This window comes from Streptomyces sp. NPDC007917 (genome assembly GCF_042959105.1).
In the GTDB taxonomy this organism is placed as follows: Bacteria; Actinomycetota; Actinomycetes; order Streptomycetales; family Streptomycetaceae; genus Streptomyces.
In genome coordinates, this window is record NZ_JBIBKK010000013.1 from 188632 (window position 1) to 202999 (window position 14368).

18 protein-coding genes and 1 pseudogene are annotated in these 14368 nt (G+C 71.3%); 11 read left to right on the forward strand and 8 right to left on the reverse strand.

Features of this window, described 5'->3' with window-relative positions:
* The first annotated feature begins 33 nt into the window (after positions 1-33).
* The 4 genes from ACFZDL_RS26185 (at position 34) to ACFZDL_RS26200 (ending at position 3254) form a co-directional block, all read left to right on the forward strand.
* Positions 34-834 (forward strand): GyrI-like domain-containing protein, encoded by an 801-nt coding sequence (locus ACFZDL_RS26185; RefSeq protein WP_353592590.1) that lies wholly within the window; start codon positions 34-36, stop codon positions 832-834.
* On the forward strand, positions 831-1388 hold the full coding sequence (locus tag ACFZDL_RS26190) for a GyrI-like domain-containing protein (protein ID WP_353592591.1): 558 nt from the start codon (positions 831-833) through the stop codon (positions 1386-1388). The genes ACFZDL_RS26185 and ACFZDL_RS26190 overlap by 4 nt, the downstream gene beginning before the upstream one ends.
* A gap of 45 nt (positions 1389-1433) precedes the next feature.
* Positions 1434-1946 (forward strand): GNAT family N-acetyltransferase, encoded by a 513-nt coding sequence (locus ACFZDL_RS26195; RefSeq protein ID WP_353592592.1) that lies wholly within the window; start codon positions 1434-1436, stop codon positions 1944-1946.
* Positions 1947-2039: 93 nt separating this feature from the next.
* A complete protein-coding gene (locus ACFZDL_RS26200; RefSeq protein WP_353592593.1) occupies positions 2040-3254 on the forward strand; it encodes an MFS transporter in 1215 nt (404 codons plus the stop codon).
* An 87-nt stretch (positions 3255-3341) separates the two neighbouring features.
* On the opposite strand, the gene ACFZDL_RS26205 is transcribed toward ACFZDL_RS26200, so the two are convergent.
* A complete protein-coding gene (locus tag ACFZDL_RS26205) occupies positions 3342-4103 on the reverse strand; it encodes an alpha/beta fold hydrolase (protein WP_353592594.1) in 762 nt (253 codons plus the stop codon).
* A gap of 209 nt (positions 4104-4312) precedes the next feature.
* Between ACFZDL_RS26205 and ACFZDL_RS26210 the strand changes: the two genes are divergently transcribed.
* Positions 4313-4597 carry a hypothetical protein gene (locus ACFZDL_RS26210; protein ID WP_353592595.1) on the forward strand — a complete coding sequence of 95 codons (285 nt, stop codon included), beginning with the start codon at positions 4313-4315 and terminating at the stop codon, positions 4595-4597.
* Between the two features lie 169 nt (positions 4598-4766).
* Here the strand turns inward: ACFZDL_RS26210 and ACFZDL_RS26215 are convergent, their stop codons facing one another.
* A complete protein-coding gene (locus ACFZDL_RS26215) occupies positions 4767-7175 on the reverse strand; it encodes an MFS transporter (RefSeq protein ID WP_391192493.1) in 2409 nt (802 codons plus the stop codon).
* Positions 7176-7324: 149 nt separating this feature from the next.
* Between ACFZDL_RS26215 and ACFZDL_RS26220 the strand changes: the two genes are divergently transcribed.
* From ACFZDL_RS26220 to ACFZDL_RS26230, 3 genes are all read left to right on the forward strand, one after another.
* Positions 7325-7873, forward strand: coding sequence for a MarR family transcriptional regulator (locus tag ACFZDL_RS26220; RefSeq protein ID WP_353592597.1), 549 nt, complete (start codon positions 7325-7327; stop codon positions 7871-7873).
* Between the two features lie 232 nt (positions 7874-8105).
* Positions 8106-8504, forward strand: coding sequence for a DUF427 domain-containing protein (locus ACFZDL_RS26225; protein WP_353592598.1), 399 nt, complete (start codon positions 8106-8108; stop codon positions 8502-8504).
* Between the two features lie 37 nt (positions 8505-8541).
* Complete coding sequence (locus ACFZDL_RS26230; protein ID WP_353592599.1) at positions 8542-9012, forward strand: hypothetical protein; 471 nt, start codon at positions 8542-8544, stop codon at positions 9010-9012.
* On the opposite strand, the gene ACFZDL_RS26235 is transcribed toward ACFZDL_RS26230, so the two are convergent.
* Positions 9009-9233: a hypothetical protein gene (locus tag ACFZDL_RS26235; protein WP_353592600.1), complete on the reverse strand. Its 225-nt coding sequence runs from the start codon at positions 9231-9233 to the stop codon at positions 9009-9011. The two genes, ACFZDL_RS26230 and ACFZDL_RS26235, sit on opposite strands and share 4 nt — an antisense overlap.
* Positions 9234-9493: 260 nt before the next feature.
* On the opposite strand from ACFZDL_RS26235, the gene ACFZDL_RS26240 reads away from it, so the two are divergent.
* Both ACFZDL_RS26240 and ACFZDL_RS26245 read left to right on the forward strand, forming a co-directional pair.
* Positions 9494-9958 carry a hypothetical protein gene (locus ACFZDL_RS26240; RefSeq protein ID WP_353592601.1) on the forward strand — a complete coding sequence of 155 codons (465 nt, stop codon included), beginning with the start codon at positions 9494-9496 and terminating at the stop codon, positions 9956-9958.
* Between the two features lie 125 nt (positions 9959-10083).
* Positions 10084-10218, forward strand: a complete 135-nt coding sequence (locus ACFZDL_RS26245; RefSeq protein ID WP_353592602.1) for a hypothetical protein — start codon at positions 10084-10086, stop codon at positions 10216-10218.
* Positions 10219-10323: 105 nt separating this feature from the next.
* Here ACFZDL_RS26245 and ACFZDL_RS26250 read toward each other — a convergent pair whose 3' ends face one another.
* The 5 genes and pseudogenes from ACFZDL_RS26250 to ACFZDL_RS26270 all read right to left on the reverse strand — a co-directional run bounded on the left by ACFZDL_RS26250 (position 10324) and on the right by ACFZDL_RS26270 (position 13690).
* Positions 10324-10962 carry a hypothetical protein gene (locus ACFZDL_RS26250; RefSeq protein ID WP_353592603.1) on the reverse strand — a complete coding sequence of 213 codons (639 nt, stop codon included), beginning with the start codon at positions 10960-10962 and terminating at the stop codon, positions 10324-10326.
* 1 nt (position 10963) lies between these two features.
* Positions 10964-11503, reverse strand: a complete 540-nt coding sequence (locus ACFZDL_RS26255) for a sigma-70 family RNA polymerase sigma factor (RefSeq protein ID WP_391192501.1) — start codon at positions 11501-11503, stop codon at positions 10964-10966.
* Positions 11504-11931: 428 nt separating this feature from the next.
* Positions 11932-12240: a hypothetical protein gene (locus ACFZDL_RS26260; RefSeq protein WP_391192505.1), complete on the reverse strand. Its 309-nt coding sequence runs from the start codon at positions 12238-12240 to the stop codon at positions 11932-11934.
* 1 nt (position 12241) lies between these two features.
* Positions 12242-12745: pseudogene (locus ACFZDL_RS26265) on the reverse strand (lytic polysaccharide monooxygenase); the annotation flags it as partial.
* A 78-nt stretch (positions 12746-12823) separates the two neighbouring features.
* Entirely contained in the window at positions 12824-13690 is an 867-nt protein-coding gene (locus ACFZDL_RS26270) for a hypothetical protein (RefSeq protein WP_353592604.1), read from the reverse strand.
* Between the two features lie 181 nt (positions 13691-13871).
* Between ACFZDL_RS26270 and ACFZDL_RS26275 the strand changes: the two genes are divergently transcribed.
* Positions 13872-14297 carry an SRPBCC family protein gene (locus tag ACFZDL_RS26275; protein ID WP_353592605.1) on the forward strand — a complete coding sequence of 142 codons (426 nt, stop codon included), beginning with the start codon at positions 13872-13874 and terminating at the stop codon, positions 14295-14297.
* Positions 14298-14368: the final 71 nt, after the last annotated feature.

Genomic DNA, 14368 nt, shown 5'->3' on the forward strand with positions numbered 1-14368 from the left:
TCTCCCCTCGTGGGAGAGGCCATGCTGAGGCGCGTGAACGACGACGATCTCCTGTCCATCGGGCAGTTCGCCCGGCTCGCGCGCCTCAGCGTCAAACAGCTGCGCCACTATGCTGATCTCGGCCTGCTGCCGCCCGCCCGGGTGGATCCTGACACCGGGTACCGGTACTACCGCGCGGACCAGGCGCGGGACGCCCTGTCCATCGGCTTGCTGCGCTCGCTGGACGTGCCGCTGGCCGCCATCGGGGAGGTGCTCTCCGGGCAAGAGCCGGCCCGCGCCCTGGGCGACGTGCGCGACCGGCTCGACGAGGAGCTCGCCCGGCGCCGCCGGTCCCTCGCCGCCCTTGAGCGGATCCTGGCGAGCGGGCTGCCCACCGCCGAGGTGACCCTCCGGCGGGAGGAGCCGCGACGGGCGGCAGTCGTCCGCGATGTGGCCGAATCGCCGCAGGACATCGGGAGGGTCACCAGCGCGTGCGTGCGCAGGCTGCTGGAGCTGTCGGGGCCGCCGGGGGAGGGCGTTCGGCTGATCGGGCTCTTCCCGGCCGACCTGGGCGAGTACGTCCCGATCACCATCGCGGCCACCCTCCCCGCGGGGCGCCCCGCGCCGCCCGGCACCACCCTGGACCTGCTCCCTGGGGGCACGTTCGCCTGCGCGCTCCACACCGGCCCGTACGACCAGATCTCCCTGACCGCCCACGCCCTGCTGGCCTGGTGCGTCGAACGCGGCCACCGAACCGCCGGGCCCATCCGGGAGGTCTATCTCACCGACCCCGCGACCACGGCCCCCGAGCACCTGCTCACCGAGCTGCTGATCCCTCTGGAGGAGACATCGTGAACCAGGTGGACGCGTGGTACACCGCCGCCGACACGCCCGAGCTCGTGACGTTCGAGCCGGTCCACGGCCTGGGGGTGACCGGGCAGGGCGAACCGGGTGGGAGCGAGTACGGCATCTGTGTCTCGGCCCTGTACGCCGTCGCCGGCGCGCTGCCCTCGCCCCACGCGGCGCCGTTGGAGGGCCGCTGGTGGGTGGAGGACCCGCGCCCGTATCCGGAGGTGCCGCGTGACCAGTGGCGCTGGCACCTGTTCCTGCGGCTGCCGGAGGACCTGGACCCGGCCGCGGTCGACCGGGCGCGCGAGGACGCGCGGCCGTCGGGCCGCGCGGTGGACCGGGTGCAGTTGGTCACCTTCACCGAGGGGCGGTGCGTACAGCTGACCCACCACGGCCACTACGCCGACGAGCCCGCCTCTCTCGCCCTGATGGACGAGTACATGGCCGAGCAGGGCCTGGTGCGGGCCGGTATGCACCACGAGATCTATGTCTCCGACGTCAGCGAGACCGACCCGGCGAAGATGCGCACGATTCTGCGGCAGCCCGTGCGTCCCGCGTGACGTGCGCGCGGGCTCCCGGAAGGCCGTCGGGAGGATGATGGGCGCGTGCGGATACGACTGAGCACCATCGAAGAGCTCTCCGTCCTCCAGGACATCGAGCGCGCCGCTGGCCTGTGCTTCCGGGACATCGGCATGGACGAGATCGCCGACGACGAGCCACTGAGCCTGGAGGAGCTGGGGATGTACCAGCGCGCCGGGCGGGCCTGGGTCGCGGCGAACGGCGAGAACCGGGCGGTGGCCTATCTCCTCACCGACCCGGTGGACGGAAGCATGCACATCGAGCAGGTCTCCGTGCACCCCGACAGCGCTCGGCGCGGCCTGGGCCGGGCGCTGATCGAGCACGCGGCGGTGCGGGCGGTGGCCGAGGGGGCGTCGGCACTGACGCTGACCACGTTCGTCGATGTGGCGTGGAACGCCCCGTACTACGCGGCGCGGTGCGGGTTCCGGACTCTGGCGGAGGACGAACTGACCCCCGGGCTGCGGGAGATCCGGCGGAGCGAGGCGGCGCACGGTCTTGACCGGTGGCCGAGGGTCTGCATGCGGCGCGAGGTGGGCTGACGGCTCCGCTGACGGCTCCCCGCCGAGGGCTGCTCACAGAAGGCTGAGGGAAACGCCGTTGTTCCCGGCCGATACCGGCTGTTCGCTTAATGCATGTCCGATACCACGGAACTCACCACCCCGGAAGGGAAGTCCGGGTCCGGGGCCGGATCCGTGCGCTCGCCGCTCGGGAACTGGCTCGCCGTCGCCGCCGTGGCGGTCGGCACCTTCTCGGTCGTCACCACCGAGATGCTGCCGGTCGGCCTGCTCACCTCGGTCGGCTCGGCGCTCGAGGTCTCGGCCGGCACGGCCGGCCTGGCCATGACGGTGCCCGGCCTCGTCGCCGCCGTCGCGGCGCCCCTGCTGGCCGCCACCGTCGGCCGGCTCGACCGGCGGCTGCTGCTCATCGGCCTGATGGGGCTGCTGGCCGCCGCCAACCTGCTGTCGGCGCTGGCGCCCGGCTTCGCCGTCCTGCTGTTCGCCCGGGTCCTGGTGGGGGTGAGCATCGGCGGCGTGTGGTCCATCGCGGCGGGCCTGGCGGCCCGGCTGGTGCCGGAGAAGTCCGTCGGCCATGCCACGTCGGTCGTCTTCAGCGGCATCGCGGTCGCGTCGGTCGTGGGCGTGCCGGTCGGGACGCTCATCGGCGATCTGGTGCACTGGCGCGCCGCGTTCGCGGTGGTGGGGGCGGTCTCGCTGGCCGTCGCCGCCGCGATGGCCGTCACGCTGCCGCCGCTGCCCGCCGAGGGCGCGATCCGGCTGAGCGAGGTGCCCGGCCTGTTCCGCAACGCCCGGCTGCGCACCGGCCTGATCACGACCCTGCTGCTGGTGACCGGGCACTTCGGCGCGTACACCTACGTACGCCCGGTGCTGGAGGAGGTCTCGACGGTCGGGGCGGGGCTGATCAGCACGCTGCTGCTCGCGTACGGCGTGGCGGGCATCGCCGGGAACTTCCTGGCGGGCGCCACCGCCCACCGCCACCCGCGCCGTACCCTCATGGTCCTCTTCGCCCTGCTCGCGGCGGCGGTACTGCTGATGCCGGTGGCCGGCGGGACGACGCCGGGGGCCACGGTGCTGCTGATGCTGTGGGGGCTGGCGTACGGAGGGGTGTCGGTCACCTCGCAGACGTGGGTGCTGCAGGCGGTGCCGGAGCCGGAGGCGCGGGAGGCGGCCTCGGCGCTGTTCGTCGGGGTGTTCAACGTGGCGATATCCCTGGGCGCGCTGCTCGGCGGGCGGGCGGCGGACGGGATCGCGGTGTCGAGCGTGATGTGGTTCGGGGGCGGGCTCGCGGTGCTGGCCCTGGTGAATGTCGCGGTCGTGCGCCGGCGGTGAAGCGGGGCCCGGGGCGCGACGCTGCCCCGGGCCCCGGCTCCGGTCCCGGTTCAGGCCCCGGTTTGAGGCCCGGGCCCCGGCCCCGGCTCAGGAGCGGGTCGTCGGCAGCAGCCGCTCCGAGATGATCTTGAGGACCTGGGGCACATGGTCATTGAGGAAGAAGTGCCCGCCGCTGAGCACCGTGAGTTCCATCTCCCCGGTGGTGTGCTTCTCCCAGTCGCGCACCTCGTCGATCGACGCCCTCGGGTCGGCGTCCCCCGTCAGCGCGGTGATCGGGCAGCTGATCCGCCGTCCCGGCTCGCAGCGGTAGGTCTCGATGGCCCGGTAGTCGCCGCGGATCGCCGGGAGCGCCATCCGCAGCAGCTCCTCGTTCTCCAGCACCGCGCCGGTCGTGCCGTTCAGCATGCGCAGCTCTTCCAGCACCCCCGCGTCGTCCCGCTGGTGCACCGACTCCTCCCGGACCCGGGACGGCGCCCGCCGACCGGAGACGAACAGCCGGACGGGCATCACCTTCCGCTCCTCCAGGCGCAGCGCCACCTCGTACGACAGCGTGGCGCCCATGCTGTGGCCGAAGAGGGCGAGCGGCTTGTCGTCCAGCCCGTCCAGCGCCCCGACGACGGCGTCGGCGAGCTTGCCGATGTCGTCGATGCAGGGCTCGCGGTGCCGGTCCTGGCGCCCGGGGTACTGGATGGCGAGCACCTCGATCGAGGGCGCCAGCGCCTTCGCCACCGGGAAGAAGTAGCTGGCCGACCCGCCGGCGTACGGCAGGCACACCAGCCGTATCGCACTGCCCGGGGACTTCTCGTACCGCCTGATCCACGCCTCGGCATCCGCCGCGATGCTCGTCATCGTCGTACTTCCCTCCTGTGCCCCTGCCGGTTCCTGGGGAAGGTGCGGTCCCGGCCCGTCGTCAACATCCTTTCGCCAACACCCTTGCACAGACGCCTGTTTCCGAGCTTGCGTCGACCAATGGTCTAGGTGCTGCACCGGTAGTCGGTGAAGACCAGGTCGGCAGGTGAGACCCTGATACCAGGGGGCTCGTCCTTCGGGAGTGTCCGATGGCAGTGAGCATGCACGTGGTCTGGAGCACGGCCGAGCCGGGGCGCGTCATCTATGAGACGCACGCGATCGAAACGATCACCGACGGCGAGGGCGTCCACGCGACGGTCGACAGCCACACCTATGAGGTCCCCCTCCACAGCCGCGCCGAGGCGGAGTCGATCGCGGACGAGGAGGGGTACGAGCTGTTCAGGAGGGGGGAGGCATGGGAGAGCCTCCCGGAGGAGGAGAGCCTTCTGGACGAGGAGAGCCTTCCGGACGAGGAGGGCGCCATGGAGGAATAGCGCATTCCATATTCCAGGGGAGCGCGCCGCCGAGGCCCTGCTCCGGTACCGGCCCGGTACCGGAGCAGGACGGGAACAGGGCCGGGAGCAGCACCCGAGCAGGCCCGGAGCAGGCCCGAAGCAGGACGGGAACAGGACCGGAGCAGGGCCCGAAGCAGGCCCGGCTCCCTCAGCCGTGGCTCAGCAGGAAGTCGACGTCCCGCGCCTCGGAGCCCCCGGCGCCACCGACCGTGACCGGAATGGTCGCCGGTGCGTAACCGCCGGCGACCACCGTGTAGTGCTCATCGGTGAGCCCCTCGAAGTGGAACGCCCCGTCCGCGCCCGTCACACACTGCCCGACCACATCGCCCGCCGAGTCCAGCAGCGCCACCCGCGCGTCCTCCACCGGCCGCCCGCCCTGGGCGCGCACGGTGCCGCGGACCCTGGCCGCGGGCCGCAGCTCGGCGTCGATCCGCGGGGCCTGACCGCGGCCGGTGATCTCCAGCTGTGCGGCGTGCGGACGGTGGCCCTCGGCGCTGATGGTCAGCGTGTACGAGCCGGGGGCGAGCTCGGGCAGCGCGAAGTCGCCCCTCTCGTCGGCGGTGGCCGTAGCGGCGACCGCACCGTCGGGGCCGATAGCGGTGGCCGTCGCCCCGGCCAGCGGCGCGCCGCCGAAGGCGCGTACGGTCCCGGTGGGCCCGCCGCCTCCGGCCAGCCGCACATCGCAGGTGACGGGGGCGTCGGACAGCAGCAGCGTGGCCGCCTGCGGCTCGTGGCCCGGGGCCGAGCCGATCAGGACGAAGCTGCCGGCGTCGGGCGCGGCCAGGGCGTACCGGCCGTCCGGGCCGCTGAGCGTACGGCCGAGCTGGCGGCCGGTGTTGTCGATCAGGGTGACGGCGGCACCCACCAGCGGGGCGTCGCCGGGCCCGAGCACCCGGCCCTGGACCCCGCCGCCGACGGCGGCGAGGGCCGCGGCGGCCGGGGCCGGCTCGGCGGGCTCTGCGGTCTTGGCGGCCTCGGCCGGCCCCGCGGTCTTGGCCACCGGGGCCGTGTCGGCGACCGGGACGACCGGGGCCGCGTCGGCTGCCGGCGCCGCGTCAGCTTCCTCGCCTGCCGGCTCCTGGCCCGCCGTCCGCGGCTGGCCCGTCAGGGGCGTACGGCGCCGGTTGGGCAGGAAGAGGGTGATCAGCAGACCCAGGGCGGCCGCGCCGCACGCGACGGCGAACGAGATCTTGAACCCGTCCGTGTTCGGCAGCGCGAGCGGCCCGAACTTCGTGGTCTGGTGCGCGAGGATCACCCCGACCACCGCGCTGGAGGTGGACATGCCGATGGACCGCATCAGGGTGTTCAGCCCGTTCGCCGCGCCCGTCTCCGCGGCCGGCACGGCGCTGATGATCAGGGTCGGCATCGCCGAGTACGCGATCCCGACGCCGACGCCGAGCGCGGTCGAGAGCACGACGACCTGCCAGACGTGGTCCATCATCACGATGCCGCTGCCGTACGTGGCGCCGATCACGATCAGGCCCAGGAGCAGCGAGACCTTCGGCCCGCGCGTGGCGTTGATCCGCGCGGACAGCGGCGAGACCAGCATCATCGCCACGCCCATCGGCGCGACGAACAGACCCGCCATGACCATCGACTGGCCGAGGCCGTAGCCGGTGGCCTTCGGCAGCTCCAGCAGCTGGGGGAGGATCAGCGACATCGCGTAGAAGGAGAAGCCGACCATGATCGAGGCGAGGTTCGTCAGCAGCACCTGACGGCGCGCGGTGGTCCGCAGGTCCACCAGCGGCTCGGCGATCCGCAGCTCCAGGAACCCCCAGACCACCAGGATCACCGCGGCCGCGCCGAACAGCCCGAGGGTGGTGCCGCTGGACCAGCCCCAGTCGCCGCCCTTGGTGATGGGCAGCAGCAGACAGACCAGACCGGCGGAGAGCCCGATCGCGCCGATGGCGTCGAAGCGGCTGGGGGTCCGTACGGCCGACTCGGGGACGACGATGAGCACGAGGGCGAGCGCGAGCACACCGAGCCCGGCGGCGCCGTAGAACAGCACATGCCAGTTGGTGTGCTGGGCGACGAACGCGGCGGCCGGGAGGCCGAACGCGCCGCCGATGCCCAGCGAGGAGCTCATCAGGGCCATCGCGGAGCCCAGCTTCTTGGGCGGCAGCTCGTCGCGCATGATGCTGATGCCGAGCGGTATCGCGCCCATCGCGCCGCCCTGGATGGTCCGGCCGACCACCATGACCAGCAGGTCGGAGGTGACGGCGCACACCAGCGAGCCGACGACCAGCAGCCCGAGGGCCACCACCAGCATCCGGCGCTTGCCGAACATGTCGCCGAGCCGCCCCATGACCGGGGTGGACACGGCGCCCGCGAGGAGGGTGGCGGTGATCACCCAGGAGGCGTTGGAGCTGGAGGTGTTCAGCAGCTGCGGCAGCTCGGTGACCAGCGGGACGACCAGCGTCTGCATCACCGAGACGGCGATGCCGCAGAACGCGAGCACGGCCACGAAGCCGCCGCCCACCTCGGGCGGGGGCGTCTTCTGGCCGGGCGGCGCGTCGCTCACGGGCTCGACGCGGGCTGGTGGAGCTGACGGGGACATACGGCTGCCGCCTCCAAGCGGGTGTTCTGGCAGATGACCTGTTCGACCGGTCATATGAAAGGCATAAGGAATGATGAGATGTGCATCCTACACATGATGTGTATCGTGCACATTTCCCGGGACGAGCGGCCGGGTGACGAGGAGGAAGCGTGCTGGAGAGGCTGGAACGCGAGCTGATGCTGGTCGCCAGGTGCAATCTGCTGACGCCGAGGGACCGCAAGGGCCAGGGCGGGCAGATCGGCAGCCAGACCGAGCAGCCCCAGCAGCCTGATCAGACCGATCAGCCCGATCAGACCGATCAAACCGGTCAGTGCTCGGGGGGCACCCGTCTCGACCGCTCCGCGTACTTCCTCCTGTCGTTCCTGGACACCGAGGGCGCGTTGTCCATCGGCCAGCTCGCCGACGCCTTGGGGCTCGATGTCTCGACCGTCAACCGGCAGACCGGCGCGCTGCTCCGCGCGGGCCTGCTCGAACGCATCCCGGACCCCCAGGGCGGCCTCGCCCGCAAACTGCGCGCCACCGCCCTCGGCGCCGACCGCCTCGCCGCCGACCGGGAGCGCCGCCGCGCGGGCCTGGCGCGGGTGCTCGCGGGCTGGACGCCCGAGGAGGTGAAGCGGTTCGAGGATGTGCTGACGCGGTTCAACCGCGAGGTGGAGGCGGACGAGGGACGGTCGTGGCCGCGCCCGGAGGGCACGTAAAGCGACGCGAGGCCTGAAGACGCCCCCAAGCGGGGAAGCCCCGGGGGATCAACCTGTGGGATCAACCGTGGGATCAGCCCTGGGGATCACCCCGTCGGGTTGTTCATCCGCCGTACGCCCGCCGCTCGGGCGGCCGTGGCCACCGGAATCACCGGTCCGGGGGTCGCGTTGACGTACATGAGGAATGACGAATGAGGAACCGCCCGGAACGCCCACCGCAGGAGGACGCCCCATGACGACCCAGCACCCCCGCACCGGCACAGGCGCCGGCACAGGCCACCGCGTGGAGGTGGCCCGCGGCACCCAGCACGTCACGGTCACGATTGACGGCCGGGTCGTCGCCGAGTCGCACCGCCCGCTGCTCCTCTCCGAGACCGGCCTGCCCGTCCGCTACTACCTGCCCCCGCAGGACGTGGACCTCTCCCTCTTCGAGCCGACCGACACGCACACCACCTGCCCGTTCAAGGGCGAGGCGGCGTACTGGACGTATCGCGGCGCGGAGGGCGGGGGCGAGCCGCGCACCGATGTGGTGTGGGCCTACCCGGACCCGCTCGACGCGGTCGCGGAGATCAAGGACCACCTGTCGTTCTACGACACCGTTGCCGACATCTCGGTGAAGGAGGCCGACTGAAGGAAACGGATGGCGCGGCGGCGGGAACGGCTGTCGCGTGCACATCCACGCGTATTCCTGGCTGGGTGAGAAGGAGCTGTTCGACCGGGACGTACTCCGCCGCCCGCCGGACCGCCCCAGGCCCCCGGTCACCCCGGAGGACCAGGAGCACCACCGACTGCAGGTCGACGCCTTCAGACGCTCGGAGCTGCCCCCGATAGAGACCGCGCACTGGCTGCTCAAGGCCCCCCGCCTGATCCGCGAGACCTTCGAGGAGCCCAAGGACGCCGCCGCCTGGCTGGGCAGGCAGCTCACCGAGCACGCCCCCGGCTTCCACTCCCAGCAGGAGGCGGACACCACCCGCCTGGCCCGCCTCGTCGCCACGGCCGCGGACACCCTGACGCACGGCGGCGACGTATCCGTCGGCTTCTACGTCGGCCGGACGTCATTCCTGTCCCTGGCGCTGGTCACCTGCTCCCCGAACCGCTTCGCGCCGGGCGCCCCGTGCCCCCGTGGCCATGGCTCTTAGCGAGCCATGAGTTGGGTGGTGTCGGCGACGAGCGAGGCGCGTACGGGGTCGACGGTGACCGTCTGCGTCCCGCGACTGTGCTCCGCGTTCCCCTCCGTACGCAGCCCCGTACCGTCCACGCTGCCGCAGACGACCGCGGTCAGCGCGGCCACCGTGGTCAGGGCGACGGCGGCGATCTGCACCGCGTGGTCACGGCATTCGGCGAGGGTGAGGGGGCGCATGGCGGATCTCCTGGGGGGCGTCGGAGAAGTCTGATCGGTACGACAACCACCCTGCCGCCGCCCCCTGCCGCGCCACTGCCGCCCGGCTAACGCCCCACTAACGTCCCGCTAACGCTGCCTCCGCCCCTTACCTCAAAAACGCAGAAACTCTCAGAACGTGCTGGCAGGAATGCTGATTCCAGGGGTATGCTTCCGTCTTGTCAGGTCGATCGGGGAGATAGGGGGCGGACGTGGACATCCGGCTCAGCGGGGAAGCGAGCATGAAAGTGGCGCTCCTGAAGCGCGCTTGGGGGGTGGACGCGGAAGGGGTCGTGCTCCGGCTGTTGCGGCACTTCGAGGCTTCCGAGGAGCCGCCGGCGCCTGAGGCTTCCCCGGGCGCGGGCGCGGGCGCGGGCGTGAGCGCGGGCGCTGGCGTGAGCGCGATGCCGGCGCCGGTGTCGGCTCCGGTGTCGGCTCCGGTGTCGGAGACGGTGGCGGTGCACGCACGGTACGCGGGTCACAGGGTGCCGGGTGAGTACGACCCCGCGTCAGGAGCCCTGGTCATTCCCTCCGGTCCTGCTCAGGGGCGCTACAAGTCCCCGAGCGGGGCGGCGACCGCCGTTCTGCAGGCGTACAACCCGGAGGTCGCGCCACATCGGAACGGCTGGTCCTTCTGGATCGTGGACGCGACCGGGGCCCGGCTCCAGTCGCTGCGCAACCCGTCCTCAGCGGCAGAGGAAGACTGAGGAAAAAGAGAATAATGAGCGTGAGTTCTGGTCCTCGGGGTGGGGGCGGTCAGGGGGACGGCGAACGTCGCGGACCCGGGGGCGAGGACCCGCCGCTGATCACTCAGCACGCGGCCATCGTTTTCTTGACCGCCGCGTTCGTCGGCCTGCTGATCGCGGGGCTGACGGCGGCCTTGCGGGAGCCGTGGCCGGCCGTTGTCATCGCGGGGATCTTCGCTGCCGGGGCCGTGGTTCCGGTGGCGCACCGCCTCATCGGCTGAGCCGGACGATCCTACGAGCCGGCAGGCAGGCGCAGGCAGGGAGGAAGGGGGCGCGGGCGGTCCGCCCGGCGCCCCGTACGGCCCTCAGCTCGCTTCGCAAGCCGGTCAGCCGTCCTCCCGCACAGCGCCGTCGTCGTCCTGCTCCCGCCAGAAGGCGGGGCACTCCGTCTTCGCCGCCTTGGGAAGTTCGCGCTTGAACAGGTCTCGCTGCCACTTGGCGTGGCGGCCTTGGTAGTACAGGACCTCGCCGTTGGGATACCCCAAGTCCAGGATCAGCAGACGCTGGCCCGCCTTGAAAGGCTTTTCCTCCAGCCACTCGGGGTCGACGGTGTTGATTTTGATCTCCTTTGCTCCCTGCGCGGGTTTGATCCAGTCCCGCACGGCGAAGGTCACGACGACCTGGTGGGGCCGCGAGGCGTCGCGTACCGCGACCACTTCGCCGTCGGCGATGATCCGAGCACAGGCAATCTCCTGGCGTGACGTCAGCCCCCGCCCGTCGGCGCTGCCGGACGACCGGACGGAGCGGCCGTCCGCCAGCCAGAAGACCAGCGCCCCGACGCTCAGCGCCGCCGCGGCCACGAGGACACCCCCGACCGTGCCCCGGCGCCGCCACCGCGCGGTGCGGGGAGCGGGTCGTGGGCGTACGTCGGCTCGGCCCGCCTCCTCGCCGATCATGCGCAGCGCCAGCCGCAGATCGTCCTCTTCCGATTCCGTCAGCTCGGTCACTTCAGCGCCGTCGGACATCTCAGATCACCTCCATTTCACGGAGTTGCTTCCGCAGCGCGGCAACGGCGCTGTGCAGTCGGCTTTTGACCGTCCCCTCCGGAACCTCAAGCAGCGCCGCGATATCGCGCACGGATAAATCGGCGTAATAACGCAGGGTCAGAACCTGCCGCTGCACGGCCGACAGCCCTTCCAGCCCACGGGACACCGACAGCGCGAGGACGCGATGCTCTTCGGGATGCTCCGCCGGAGGACGCCGCGACCAGCGCGCGGCCAGCCGCTCGCGCAGACCCGCGTCTCTGCTTCTGGCCCGGTGCCAGTCGACCGCGACCCGGGACGCGACCGCGGTGAGCCATGCCATCGGCTCGCGGATCTCCGGCCGTTCAGGCTTGGCCCGCTCCTCCAACAGCTTCAGCCTGACCTGCTGCACCCCGTCGTCGAGCTGGTCCCAGGGCACCCCACCCAGGACGAGCATCGCGCGCACCCGCTCCACGTACTCCGGCTCGGTCAGCGGCCACGACTCGTCCGGGCCGACCGGTCTCGCTCTGCGCCATCCAGCCATCCGCGGCCCCTCCTCGTTTCCCTGATGACGGAGGAGTCCCGGTAAACGTTCGCCCGGGAACGGAGGAACCTTTGAGCAAACCGTGTATCACCCGCCGGGGCCGGCCGGGAGAGGTACGCGTCCGCCTCCCGGCTGGGCAGCGCGAAGGCCAGGACCCCGACGTCGTCACGCGAACCCGTCTTGTACCCGGCCCGCCGGTCCGAGGCGGCCGCCGGAATCCGAAGGCCCATCGTCCCGCTCATCCAGCCGGGCGTGGCGCTCCGCTTCCCGCAGCAGTTCCTGTCCTGCTCCGCCTGGTCGGACGGCGTGTCGTCCGCTATGAAGGCGTACGCGGCGACGGCCGCGAGGACGACCGCGAGAACTGCTCCTCCGGCAGCGAGAAGTCGGCGGCGCACTGCCGGCTCCCGAGGGGTTCTGATGGGCGCCGCTCAACGACCCTTGCCGTCCCGCTGCTCCCGTCCGCGATGCGTACGTCCGTCATCGCGCCCCGGCTCATCGGGGCCCGGGAGCGGCTCGTTGTTCGGGACCGGTCCGCCCAGGTCGTAGTGCTTGGCCGAGCTGCTGCCCGACGTGTCGAACTCCTGGGCGAGGCCCGTCTTGTGCAGGCTGCCCGGCTGTCCGTCGGGGATGTTGAACGGCCCGATGTGCACACCCTTGCCCTCGTCCCAGTTGTACTGGTCCCAGGCGTTGACCTGGTAGCTGAGGCCGACCTTGGGTCGGCCGTCGGCGTCCGGCACCGGTGCTGACGTCGATCGAGTAGTTCTGGCTTTGGCCGTACTTGCCGGTCTTGGCCACCAACTGCAGGTCGCTCCACTTCAGCGGCTGGGTGGTGGGGTCATAGCCCCGCCGGCTGACATGGACCAGGAAGTAGTCCGCGCCGTGGCTGGCCTGGTCGTACAGCTTCGCCGTGAACTTGTTGCCGATGTTCGTCGTCTGCCATGCGCTCACGTTGTCCGGCGAGTTGTACCGGCCGCCCTCGGTGTGCCCGCCACTGCACAGCTGCCCGTCCGGGACCACCGCCGGGAAGTTGCCGGCGGAGCCGTTGCGGTAGAGGCCGTTCCAGTTCCACATGGCGTTCGGGTTGGCCTGCCACGCCTGCCAGCACATGGGGTCTTTCTGTGCCATCTCAGCGCTCTGGAAGTCGTTCGCCCACCGCAGCCAGCACCCGTAGTTGCGGGAGGCGGGGTCGATGACCGACCCGTGCGCGGAGGCGGTGCCGCTCCACGGGATCAGGGTGAGCAGCGCGGCGGAGGTGAAACGCCAACCGCCGACGGCCCGCCGGCATCCTGGCGGGCCGTCGGCGGCTCTTGTGGAAACGGGTCAGCGCTGCGTCTTGGAGAGCTTCTCCGTCAGATCGGCGGTCTTGTCGGCCGGGGGCGCCTGGGCCTCGACCTCGGTGCCGAAGTCGGAGAACTCGATCCGGGTGCGGACCTTCGCCTTCTGCGGAGTGTCCCCACTCCCCGTCTGCCCCGAGGGGGCCTTGATGGTCATGTCGACCTGCTGGCGGCGGATGCGGCCCTTGTCGTCCAGCCACACGTCCATCGGCAGGGTCGGCCCGACCTGCCGCTTCAGCTTGGCTCCCGTGGAGAGCTTGTCGACATCGACGGTGACCCGGTAATGAGTCGTGTTGACGCCGTCGACCTTCTCGGTCCCGACCTTCCGGGTGTCCTTGTCCGTGATGCCCTTGGCGAGCCCCGCGGACTCCGCCGGGTCGTTGATCTGGCTGCTGCCCTGCCCGTTCTGCTGCCCGTTCTGCTGAGCGGCGGCCTTCTTCAGGTCGATCTTGATCCACGGCTTCTTGCCCGGCACCTGGGCCCGCTGCCGCTCGGGGACCTTCTGGTAGACCACCTGGTCGACGACGCGCTGCTCGATCTTCTGCCCTCCGGCGCTGATGGTCATGGTGCTCTCGCCGGCCGAGAGGTCGATGACGCCCTTACCGTCGGCGGTGGCGCTCTGCCCGGCGGCCGAGGTCTGGGTCCGCAACGTCATGCGCGCCGTATCGGCCTCGGCAGTCCTGTCGAACGCGGCACGCACCGCCGAGCCGTCGTCGCCACCGGCGCTCGACGCGCTCCCGCCGCCCTTGCGGTCGGACCCGGAGTCGCTTCCGCACGCCGTCACGACGGTGCACGCCAGAAGACACGCGACACCGACCGCCGTGGCCCGACCGCCACCCGGTAACTGAGCCATGAATCCTCAACTCCTCCTTCGACGACTGGTTCACCAACAGGGGCGGCAACCGCGCCCGGGCTGTCGAGTGCCCCACTTCTCGCCGAACAGCCCTCCGAGTCAATCGCGGATACGGGGGTACGCGAAGGACCACCCCGACACAGAGGAAACGAACACCCAGACACACGGAGGAGTCGAGACCTTGTCGTCTTCCCTGGTGGAAACCGTGGACGTCAACGCACCCGTCGAGCTGAGCTGGAAGCTGTGGAGCGATGTGACGAAGTGGCCGTCATTCCTGAGCCACGTGGAGCGTGTCGACCCGCTCGATGAGCGCCGCTTCGCGTGGTGGCTGTCGCTGCCCGGCGCGGACAAGTACTTCACCGCGGAACTGACCGAGGTCATAGACCAGGAGCGGATCGCCTGGAAGACCGTCGCCGGTGTCCACCACGCGGGCGTGGTCACCTTTCACCGGCTGAGCGACACCACCAGCCGGGTCACCCTCCAGATCGAGTACGACCCCGACGGCTTCGTGGAACACCTCGGCGCCCTGACCAACCTCGACAAGGCCCTGACCAACTACGACCTGGGCCAGTTCCAGCACCTGGCGGAGGAACTGGCCGCGCAGTAGACGGCAGAGCACAAGGGGCAGCCCCCATACGCACACCCCGCCGGAGCTGGGCCCCGGTTCATCAAAGAACC

Bases quoted from the DNA above. Each gene is read 5' to 3' on its own strand.
- ACFZDL_RS26200 (WP_353592593.1), top strand. From the start codon at position 2,040: ATGTCCGATACCACGGAACTCACCACCCCGGAAGGGAAGTCCGGGTCC.
- ACFZDL_RS26205 (WP_353592594.1), bottom strand. From the start codon at position 4,103: ATGACGAGCATCGCGGCGGATGCCGAGGCGTGGATCAGGCGGTACGAG.
- ACFZDL_RS26210 (WP_353592595.1), top strand. From the start codon at position 4,313: ATGGCAGTGAGCATGCACGTGGTCTGGAGCACGGCCGAGCCGGGGCGC.
- ACFZDL_RS26215 (WP_391192493.1), bottom strand. From the start codon at position 7,175: ATGTCCCCGTCAGCTCCACCAGCCCGCGTCGAGCCCGTGAGCGACGCG.
- ACFZDL_RS26225 (WP_353592598.1), top strand. From the start codon at position 8,106: ATGACGACCCAGCACCCCCGCACCGGCACAGGCGCCGGCACAGGCCAC.
- ACFZDL_RS26235 (WP_353592600.1), bottom strand. From the start codon at position 9,233: ATGCGCCCCCTCACCCTCGCCGAATGCCGTGACCACGCGGTGCAGATC.
- ACFZDL_RS26240 (WP_353592601.1), top strand. From the start codon at position 9,494: ATGAAAGTGGCGCTCCTGAAGCGCGCTTGGGGGGTGGACGCGGAAGGG.
- ACFZDL_RS26250 (WP_353592603.1), bottom strand. From the start codon at position 10,962: ATGTCCGACGGCGCTGAAGTGACCGAGCTGACGGAATCGGAAGAGGAC.
- ACFZDL_RS26255 (WP_391192501.1), bottom strand. From the start codon at position 11,503: ATGGCTGGATGGCGCAGAGCGAGACCGGTCGGCCCGGACGAGTCGTGG.
- ACFZDL_RS26270 (WP_353592604.1), bottom strand. From the start codon at position 13,690: ATGGCTCAGTTACCGGGTGGCGGTCGGGCCACGGCGGTCGGTGTCGCG.